The following is a 10,011-nucleotide window of genomic DNA, read 5'->3' on the forward strand; positions in this document are numbered from 1 at the left end:
AGGCGAAGCCGAAGCTGTGCTGCGCATTCTGCGGGCGGTTCCGAGCGTTGCTGAGGCGGTTTGCGTCCGCGAGGACGGCAAAAAGTCGGTGTACCGCATCACGGCAGAGCCGGATGCCGATGTGCGCCGCGATGTCTTTGACGCGCTGAGCCAAAACCGCATGGCTATCTTGTCCATGCAGCAGGTAGAACTCAGTTTGGAGCAGATTTTCTTGGAGCTGACAGATTCCGATGAGACCGAAGCACCGGCACAGCCGCAGCCGGATGACAAACCAAAGAAGAAAAAACGCCATATATTCGGCAGAAAGCGAGGGGACAACAAGTGAATGCGATAAGAAAACGCGATTTGCAGGGATTTTTCCGTTCCCCGCTGGGATATGTCTATATTGGTGCGTATCTCGCCGTAATGAATCTCTATTTCTTTGCGACCTGCGTGCTGTCCTCTTCCAGTGATGTCGGCAGCGTCTTTTCCAACATGCTCATTGTCTTTTTGTTTCTCATGCCGATTTTGACCATGCGTCTGTTCAGCGAGGAATACAAGCAGGGCACAGACAAGCTGCTGCTCACCGCGCCGGTCAGTGTTTGGGAAATTGTATTGGGCAAGTTCTTTGCCACGATGGGCGTACTGCTGCGCGCACTCGCCTGCACGATTCCGTGGCTGATTATCCTTGTGATTTTCGGCACACCGTCTTGGCCGTCTATTCTAGGCTGCTATGTCGCCGTGATCTTCGCGATTTCGATTTTTGCCGCCATGGGCTTGTTCCTGTCCAGCTTGACAGAGAGCCAGCTCATCGCCGCTGTTTTGTCGTTTGCCCTGTTTCTCGGCTTATATATTGTGGATATGCTGAGCTATTCTCTGGGAACCAGCACGCTGCTCGGCGAGCTGCTCAGCTGGCTGTCCATCTTTACCCGCTATGACACGTTTATGTCGGGAGAATTTTCGCTCGGCAATCTCATCTATTTCATCTCCCTCACCGGTCTGTTTTTGTATTTAACCGCCCGCGTGATCGAGCGCCGCAGAATGTGAGGAGGTGTGCGCCATGTTGAACAAACACAAGAAAACAGAAAAAAAACCGGCTCTGACGCCGGAGCAAAAGGCACAGCGCCGCAAAAAGCTGCGCCGTGTATCGGTCTCCGCAGGCAGCTTTGCCATCGTGCTGGTCGCTGTGATTCTCGTCAATCTGATTGCCACCAGCCTGACGGACAAATTTGATTTGAATCTAGATCTGACTTCCAATCAATTGTATCAGATTTCCGATGACACCAAGTCCGCGCTGTCCGACTTAAAGGATTCCGTGACCATCACCGTCTTGGCAGACGAAGATGATTTCAAAAAAGACACGTATTACGGCACGGTTTACAAGCTGCTGAACAAATACACACAGCTCGCCGGAGACAAGCTGAGCATCAGCTATGTCAATCCGTACACCAATCCGAACGCCGTGAGCAAATACAGCAATCTCGCCTCCTCTATCACAACCGGCAGCGTCATTGTCTCATGCGGCGACAACACGCGCGTGCTCAACACGAGCGATTTTTACGCCACAGAGGCAAGCTCCTCGTATTCCGGCTATTATGATGTGACCGGTTTTCAGGGCGAGCAGGCATTGACCGCTGCGATTTTGTCCGTCACCAGCGAGGAAACACCGGGCATGTACGTCTTGCAGGGACACAACGAGAGCATTTCCACGAGTCTGTCCACGTTGTTTACCTCGGCTGGTTACACAGCAAACACGCTGAATCTCACCGAAGAGAAGAAAATTCCGGATGACGCCTCGGTTCTCGTACTCAGCCTGCCGCAGACCGACTACACAGAGGACGAAATCAATCTGATTGACGCCTTTGTCAAAAACGGCGGCGATCTGATGGTATTTGACAGCACTTCCTGCCCGACCGATCTGCCTGTCTTGTATTCCTATCTCAAGGAATGGGGCATTACCGTCAATTCGGATATGGTGCTGGACGCCAAGTACAACATCGACCAGGCAACAGATGTGCTCGCAAAGCTGACGGATTCTGATGCCAACAGCGATATTTCCGATTCCGATCAGACTCTTGTTGCACCGAACGGCAAATCCCTGACTGTTCAGCTGCCAGATTCCACGACCGACCGCACGGTAGAAGCCCTGATGGAAAGCCGCGACACCTCGTATACCAAGGTTCTGTCCTCAGATACCAGCTATGACAGCTACGACAAGACAGACGGCGACAGCGATGGTCCGTTTACGCTGGCAGCCCTGGCACAGTACACCGGCAACGATAAAAACGGACAGATCTTTGTGTGCTCTGCCGGTATCATGATGTCGGATGATCTCATGAACGCATCCAGCCTGATGAACCACGCCTTTTTGAGCAACGTTCTCGGTCAGATGCAGCCGACCATCAGTTCTGTCTCTATTCCGTCCAAGAGCCTGTCTGCAGAGCCTCTTGTCATCAGCACAACCGCAGAATTCTTTGTCTTCTTGGTTCTGCTTCTCATTCCGGTTGCGATGTTTGTGGGCGGCGTTGTCGTCTTTGTCCGTCGGAGGAAGCTGTAATGCGCAAAAACACCAAACGGCTGATTTTGGGTTTGGTCGCCGTGGCGATTCTCGGCGGCATTTATGCCGGACTCATGCATATGCCGGACGAACAGGACACATCCAGTGAGACCAAAACCTTGGTCTCACTGGACACGGAAAAGCTATCCAGCGTTCATGTCACGCTGAGCAGCGGCGATGATTACACGCTGACCAGCACGACAAAGAACAAAAAGACCACCTATGCCATGTCCGGCTCACAGGATGCCAGTGCCTACAGCGACAGCCTGATGCAGAATCTCTGTTCGACTGCCAGCTCTATCTCCGGTCAAGTGATCGAAACATCCTGTGAGGACTTGTCCAAGTACGGTCTGGCGGACAGCGATTCCGTCAGCACCGTGGCGATTACGGACACGGACGGCAACACCACAACTTTACGCTTTGGCGTATCCAGCGATGTCGTGAGCGGCACCTATTGCAGCGTAGACGGCAAAACCGACGTCTATCTGGTGGACAGCGACACCGCTTCCGCATTATTGGAGCAGGAATCGTATTACCGCAACCTGACCGTGCTCGGCAGCTATTACAGCCTGTCCTCGGAAGTGCAAAGCCTCACGGTCGATGCCCTCGCAGACGGAACCGTTTTGACGGTACAGGCACGGGACACGTCCAACATGGACGAGACCACCGCCAAAGCCTATTCGGATTTTGTCTTTACTGCGCCGGTATCCTGTGATGCAGATGATTCTGAGCTAAAAAATGGTCTGCTGTCCGATTTGCAGACGCTGCTCACCGCCCAGTCCATCGCGCAAGACAATCCTTCGGATTTGAGCCAATACGGCTTAGACAAGCCGACTGCCCGTGTGCACATCAAGACCAACAGCATCGACGCCACAGTTCTCATCGGCAGCACGACAGATGACAACAGCGGACGCTATATCATGAAGGAAGGCGGCTCGACAGTCTTTATTTCCGACGCCTCCGCCTGCGGCTTCTTAAACGACTCGTGGCGCGATTGGCGTTCTACCAATCTGATGCCGTTCTCTCTCAGCGAGGTATCCCAAATCACCGTCACACAGGACGGCACAACGCATACCATCGCCGTGACGCAGGAAACCTCTGATGAGGACACAGACAGCGAAGACAGCTCCAACACGGACAGCAGTGACAGTTCGTCTTCGGATGTCTCGCAGACCGCCACACTGGACGGCGAGACGATGAGCACGGAAGCCTTGCAGCAGCTGTATGCCGCACTGGATTCCGTCAATTACACGCGCATCCTCGACACGCCGACACAGCAGCAGGCGCTGGCGACCGTCACCCTGACCATGACAGACGGCAGCACTCGCTCGCTGTCGTTCGCCAAGGGCGGCTCCCGAGAGTATCTCGTCAGCGTGGACGGCGGAGCTTATGCCTACGGCGTCCAGCAGGACGAGCTGACCAGCATCACCGATGCCCTAAAGACAAAGTGAAGAAAAAAGTCGCAACAAAAAAACTCCCTTTCGGGAGTTTTTTTGCGTTGTATTCAGATATTACTCTTTATCTTTTTTGCCGAACAGATTCTTCATCTTGTCCTTGAACGAGCGGCGATTCGGATGGTTCTGCGGGTTGTCGCTGTCCTCCAGCTTACGCAGCAGTTCCTTCTGGCTGTCGGTCAAATTCTTCGGCACTTCCAGCGTCACCTTGACGAACTGGTCGCCGCGGCCGCGGCCGTTGACTGCCTGAATGCCCTTGCCGCGCATACGGAATACCGTGCCCGGCTGGGTGCCTGCCGGCATAGTGTACTCTACCTTGCCGTCAATGGTCGGTACAATCAGCTTGTCGCCCAAGCACGCCTGTGCATAGGAGATCGGGACCTCACACCATACATCATAGCCATCGCGCTGGAACAGCGGATGCGGACGAATGGCAACGGTAATAATCACATCGCCGTTCGGGCCGCCATTGACACCGGCACCGCCTTGTCCGCGCAGAGCAATGCTCTGACCTTCGTCGATACCTGCCGGAATCTTGACTTCCAGCGTGCGTGCGCGGCGTTCCTGACCGGTGCCGCGGCACTTCTTACACGGCTTGCGGATAATCTTGCCGGTACCATGACAATTCGGACACGGACCGGTGGACGAGAACGCGCCAAACGGGGTTCTCTGCGTCTGCTGAACCGTACCGGAACCATGACAGTTAGAACAGGTCTCCGGTGTATAACCCTTTTCTGCACCGGTGCCGCCGCACTCGGTACATTTCTCTACGCGGTCGATCTGAATCTTCTTTTCGCAGCCAAATGCAGCTTCTTCAAAGCTGAGCATCACCGTGCGGCGAATCGACTCGCCCTGACGCGGTGCATTGGCGCGGTTGGTGCGGGAGGATCCGCCGAAGCCGCCGCCAAAGAAGCTGCCAAAAATATCGCCCAAATCGACGTCTTGGAAGCCGCCAAAGCCTGCGCCGCCCTGACCAGCTCCATAATTCGGGTCTACGCCCGCAAAGCCGAACTGATCGTAGCGCGAACGCTTCTCGGAATCTGACAGCACCTCATAGGCTTCGCCGATTTCCTTGAATTTATCCGCAGCTTCCGGATTGTCTTTATTTAAATCAGGATGGTACTTTCTCGCCAGCTTACGGTATGCCTTCTTGATTTCATCGTCCGTGGCTCCCTTGCTGACGCCAAGCACCTCATAATAATCTCTTTTATCAGCCATATGTCATGACCCTCCTTTATGGGGGTATAAATAGAAAGATACAGAGGACAAGACAGGTCGTTTTGCCAACCTGCCTGCCCCTGTATTTTTTATTGCTTCTTACTTGTTGTCGTCAGAAACGTCCTTGAAATCAGCGTCGTAATACTGCTCACCGTTTGCACCGGTCTGCTGGCCGCCCTGTGCGCCGCCAGCGAAGTTGTTCGGGTCAAAGCCCTGACCCTGTGCGCCCTGCGGATTTGCCTGCTGGTAAATCTTGCCGGAAACTTCCTGGAACTTTGCGGTCAGGCTGTCTGCTGCTGCCTTAATCATGTCGGTATCGGTGCCCTTCAGAGCCTCGTTTACCTTCTCGATCTCAGCTTCGATTGCAGACTTGTCAGCTGCGTCGATCTTGTCGCCCAGCTCATCCAGTGTGCTCTTGCACTGGAATGCCAGCTGCTCTGCGTTGTTGCGAATCTCTACGGATTCCTTGCGCTTCTTATCTTCCTCTGCAAACTTCTCAGCGTCCTCAACTGCCTTGTTGATTTCCTCATCGGACAGGTTGGTGGAAGCGGTGATGGTGATCTTCTGCTCCTTGCCAGTGCCCAGATCCTTTGCCGATACGTTTACAATGCCGTTTGCATCAATATCGAAGGTAACTTCGATCTGCGGTACACCGCGGCGTGCCGGAGCAATGCCGTCCAGCGTGAAGCGGCCCAGTGTCTTGTTGTCAGCTGCCATCTCACGCTCGCCCTGCAGTACATGAATCTCTACAGACGGCTGGTTGTCAGCTGCGGTGGAGAATACCTGGCTCTTCTTGGTCGGGATGGTGGTGTTGCGCTCAATCAGCTTGGTGCATACGCCGCCGAGGGTCTCAATGCCCAGAGACAGCGGAGCTACGTCCAGCAGCAGGACATCCTTGACTTCGCCGCCAAGTACGCCGCCCTGAATTGCTGCGCCAACTGCTACGCACTCATCCGGGTTGATGCCCTTGAATGCATCCTTGCCGGTGATGGACTTAACAGCTTCCTGTACAGCCGGGATACGGGTAGAACCGCCGACCAGCAGGATCTTGGACAGCTCGCCTGCGGACAGACCAGCATCGCTCAGTGCCTGATTTACCGGACCCATGGTAGCCTGAACCAGATCGCGGGTCAGTTCATTGAACTTTGCACGGCTCAGGGTCAGCTCCAGATGCTTCGGGCCGGTAGCGTCAGCCGTGATGTACGGCTGAGAAATGGTGGTGGTGTTCAGACCAGACAGCTCGATCTTTGCCTTCTCAGCAGCTTCCTTCAGACGCTGCATAGCCATCTTGTCGTTGCGCAGATCAATGCCGTTCGCGTTCTGGAATTCAGAAGCCATCCAGTCAATGATACGCTGGTCGAAGTCATCACCGCCCAGGTGGTTGTTGCCTGCGGTAGCCAGTACTTCTACAACGCCGTCGCCGATTTCCAGAATGGAAACATCGAACGTGCCGCCGCCCAGATCGTATACCATGATCTTCTGCTCGTTTTCCTTATCTACGCCGTATGCCAGTGCTGCGGCAGTCGGCTCGTTGATAATACGCTGTACATTCAGACCAGCGATCTTACCAGCGTCCTTAGTTGCCTGACGCTGTGCGTCGGTGAAGTAAGCCGGTACGGTGATAACTGCATCGGTTACCGGAGAACCGATATATGCTTCTGCATCAGCCTTCAGCTTCTGCAGGATCATTGCGGAAACTTCCTGCGGGGAATACGGCTTGCCGTCAACGGTTACGCGGTAGTCAGAACCCATGTGACGCTTGATAGAAATAATGGTGCGCTCTGCATTGGTAACAGCCTGGTTCTTTGCTGTCTGGCCAACGATACGCTCTCCCTGCTTGTTAAATGCGACAACAGACGGAGTGGTTCTTGCACCCTCGCTGTTCGGGATAACGACGGCTTCGCCGCCCTCCATAACTGCAACACAGGAATTGGTAGTACCCAAATCAATACCGATAATCTTGCCCATGATATGTTCCTCCTATATCAAAGATAATGTTTTACAAAGATAAATTAGTTTGCGACCTTGACCATTGCGGTGCGAATGACTTTATCGCCGTGGCGGAAGCCCTTCTGGAAGCACTCTGCGATGCAGTTTTCTCCCAGCGACTCATCCTCCATGTGCATCACTGCATTGTGAACGGTCGGGTCAAATTCAGTGCCCGGCTCTGCGGAGATAATCTCTACGCCGAGCGAATCCAGCGCAGATTCAAACTGACGAGCAGTCATCTCTACGCCCTTCTTATATTCCGTATCTGTGGTTTCCTGTGCAAGCGCACGTTCCAAGTTATCGTAGATCGGTAAAATGGCACTCAGCGCCTTGCCGGTTGCCTCAGAGCGGATCATGTCGCGCTCTTTTGCGACGCGCTTTCTGTAGTTATCATATTCAGCTGCCATGCGCATATAGCGGTCATTCAGCTCATCCAGCTGCTTTTGCAGCTTTTCTTCTGCCGACTCCTCCTTCGGAGCAGCGGCTGTATCTTCAGCAGTTTCTTCGGTCTTTACCGCCTCTTCCGCCTGTGCATTTTCCTGCTCAGCGGTCTCCTGCTTGTTCTCATTGCTATTCATGGTCTTCCTCCTATTGTTCGTCATCAAAGAATGTCTCCGAGATCAATCGGTTCAGACCCTTGGAGAACAGCGCGAGTCTCGCGGACAGCTTTGCGTAATCCATACGGGTCGGACCCACGATGCCGATGAGACCGCGTCCCATGCTGCCAATGTTGTAGGTCGCATAGACCATGCTGGCATTTTGCAGCGGGCCATCGGTGCCGTTTTCCGGACCGATTGTGATGCGCACGCCGTCGATGTCGCGGGTAAATGTCCGAAGCGCCGGTACATGGCTCTCATCCGAGATATAATCCAGAAGTTCCTGTGCCTTGTGGGCGTCTTGATATTCCGGATACGCCAGCAGCTTAGAAGCACCCTGTAAGAATACCTTTTGGCTGCTGAACTCCTCAATGACCTCATCCAAGAACTGGGAAACCAGCTCCAGCAGTGCAGTCACACCGGCCGCCCGACGGACAATATCAAATCGCTGCGGGGTAATCGCGTCAATCGGGATATTGGTCAGCGTCTGATTGAGCACATACGTCAAAAGCTCTGCTTCCTCTGTCGTAACCGGCGTCGCTGTGCGCAGCATCTTGTTTTTCACCACGCCGCTGTCTGTGACAACGACAATAACGAAATCCAGCGGGCTGACAGCGATAATCTGGAACTTTCGGATGGTCACGCGTTGCATGTACGGTGTGACAGCGAGCGTTGTGTAATCGGTCAAGTTCGAGATCAGCTTACCGGCCTCGGAAACCATGCGGTCAAGTTCCTTGACCTTGAGCTTCATGACCGAGTTGATTCGATCCACATCCGCCGCGCTCAAATCGGTTCTTCCCATCAGCTCATCGACATACAGTCGATAGCCTGCCGGAGAAGGGATGCGTCCGGCGGAAGTATGCGGCTTTTCGAGATAGCCCATCTCTTCCAGCTCACTCATCTCATTGCGGATGGTGGCGGAGGAGAATCTCAGCTCCGGACGGCTCGCAAGTGCCTTGGAGCCAACCGGCTCCGCGGTGCGGATATAATCACTGATGACAGTTTTTAAAATCAATTTTTTTCGTGCGGATAGCTCCACGGTCTCCACCTCCTGAAGTGCTCCGGGGTGCCTTGGCACTGTCTTGTTTCGAGTGTTAGCACTCAACCTCTCTGAGTGCTAAATATAAGATAGCACCCTGTTTTCCCGTTGTCAAGAAAAAGCGTCATTTTTTCTGTGAATAATTTGTGAATTCCCCATCCGGCGAAATATTGACCGTTTTGCACATAGTTTTGCACCGTTTTTTCGTCAAATATACAACCGATGCACACACCCAGTATTTATGCTATACTGTAGGCAGGATTTGATTTTTGAAAGAAGGGATTCCCCATGAAAACCGCGCTGATTACCGGTGCATCCTCCGGCATCGGACGAGATATTGCCCGCGAATTGAGCCGACAGGGCTGGCGGCTGCTGCTCGCTGCCCGCCGCCGCGATAGATTGGAAGCACTCGCCAAAGAGCTGCAAACGCCATGCCGCATTTACGTCTGCGATGTCTCGAAAAAAGAAAACTGTATCTGGCTGCATGAGCAGACGCGCGCACAAGGTGTTTCCCTGCTCGTCAATGCGGCGGGATTTGGTTTGTTTGGCGATTTCTGTTCCACCGAGCTAAACCGCGAGCTGGAAATGATTGATGTAAATATTCGCGCCGTACATATATTAACAAAGCTGTTTCTGCGCGATTTCATGCGGCAGGATGCAGGCAGAATCTTAAATGTCGCATCCTCCGCCGGTTTTCTGGCAGGCCCGATGCTGTCTACGTATTATGCGTCCAAAAACTATGTGGTTCGCCTGAGCGAAGCGATATATGAGGAGCTGCGCGCCGCAGGCAGCCATGTAACGATCAGCTGTCTGTGCCCCGGCCCCGTCGACACGGAATTTAACGCCGCCGCTGGCATCAACAAATTTTCCGTCAAAGCCATGGATAGCCGCCGCGTTGCCCGCATCGCTGTGCGCCAAACACTCGCCGGAAAGCTGCTCATCATCCCGGGTATCTCTACCAAGCTCGGCACGACTTTCTCCCGCCTGCTGCCGGAGAAACCGCTGCTGCGCATCGTGCACGGCATTCAAAAGGGGAAACGATAATAGAAGCAGTCTACGCGAACTGTTATCAGTTTATAAGAGCCGGAAATCGGGGATTTCTCCTGACTTCCGGCTCTTGGTGTCTTTATCTATTCCTTACTTTAAAGATTTAATTTATACGCCCAATGCCCGCCTTCA

8 protein-coding genes and 1 pseudogene are annotated in these 10,011 nt (G+C 53.6%); 5 read left to right on the plus strand and 4 right to left on the minus strand.

Features of this window, described 5'->3' with window-relative positions:
* The 4 genes and pseudogenes from ACR0P9_RS03440 to ACR0P9_RS03455 form a co-directional block, all read left to right on the plus strand.
* Nucleotides 1-325, plus strand: a pseudogene (locus ACR0P9_RS03440) (hypothetical protein); the annotation flags it as partial.
* On the plus strand, nt 322-1,026 hold the full coding sequence (locus ACR0P9_RS03445; RefSeq protein WP_432617441.1) for an ABC transporter permease: 705 nt from the start codon (nt 322-324) through the stop codon (nt 1,024-1,026). The pseudogene ACR0P9_RS03440 and the gene ACR0P9_RS03445, both read left to right, overlap by 4 nt.
* A 13-nt stretch (nt 1,027-1,039) precedes the next feature.
* Nucleotides 1,040-2,536: a Gldg family protein gene (locus ACR0P9_RS03450; protein ID WP_432617442.1), complete on the plus strand. Its 1,497-nt coding sequence runs from the start codon at nt 1,040-1,042 to the stop codon at nt 2,534-2,536.
* Entirely contained in the window at nt 2,536-3,987 is a 1,452-nt protein-coding gene (locus ACR0P9_RS03455; protein ID WP_432617443.1) for a DUF4340 domain-containing protein, read from the plus strand. The genes ACR0P9_RS03450 and ACR0P9_RS03455 overlap by 1 nt, the downstream gene beginning before the upstream one ends.
* 60 nt (nt 3,988-4,047) lie before the next feature.
* Here ACR0P9_RS03455 and dnaJ read toward each other — a convergent pair whose 3' ends face one another.
* From dnaJ to hrcA, 4 genes are all read right to left on the minus strand, one after another.
* Nucleotides 4,048-5,208: a molecular chaperone DnaJ gene (gene dnaJ, locus ACR0P9_RS03460; protein WP_432617444.1), complete on the minus strand. Its 1,161-nt coding sequence runs from the start codon at nt 5,206-5,208 to the stop codon at nt 4,048-4,050.
* A gap of 99 nt (nt 5,209-5,307) precedes the next feature.
* Nucleotides 5,308-7,176 carry a molecular chaperone DnaK gene (dnaK, locus tag ACR0P9_RS03465; protein WP_432617445.1) on the minus strand — a complete coding sequence of 623 codons (1,869 nt, stop codon included), beginning with the start codon at nt 7,174-7,176 and terminating at the stop codon, nt 5,308-5,310.
* A gap of 44 nt (nt 7,177-7,220) precedes the next feature.
* Nucleotides 7,221-7,775 (minus strand): nucleotide exchange factor GrpE, encoded by a 555-nt coding sequence (gene grpE / locus ACR0P9_RS03470; protein WP_432617446.1) that lies wholly within the window; start codon nt 7,773-7,775, stop codon nt 7,221-7,223.
* Nucleotides 7,776-7,785: 10 nt separating this feature from the next.
* A complete protein-coding gene (gene hrcA / locus ACR0P9_RS03475) occupies nt 7,786-8,832 on the minus strand; it encodes a heat-inducible transcriptional repressor HrcA (RefSeq protein WP_432617447.1) in 1,047 nt (348 codons plus the stop codon).
* 288 nt (nt 8,833-9,120) lie between these two features.
* Between hrcA and ACR0P9_RS03480 the strand changes: the two genes are divergently transcribed.
* Nucleotides 9,121-9,876: an SDR family NAD(P)-dependent oxidoreductase gene (locus ACR0P9_RS03480; RefSeq protein ID WP_432617448.1), complete on the plus strand. Its 756-nt coding sequence runs from the start codon at nt 9,121-9,123 to the stop codon at nt 9,874-9,876.
* The last annotated feature ends 135 nt before the right edge of the window (nt 9,877-10,011 follow it).

This window comes from Butyricicoccus sp. (assembly GCF_050872565.1).
Lineage (GTDB): Bacteria > Bacillota > Clostridia > Oscillospirales > Butyricicoccaceae > Butyricicoccus_A.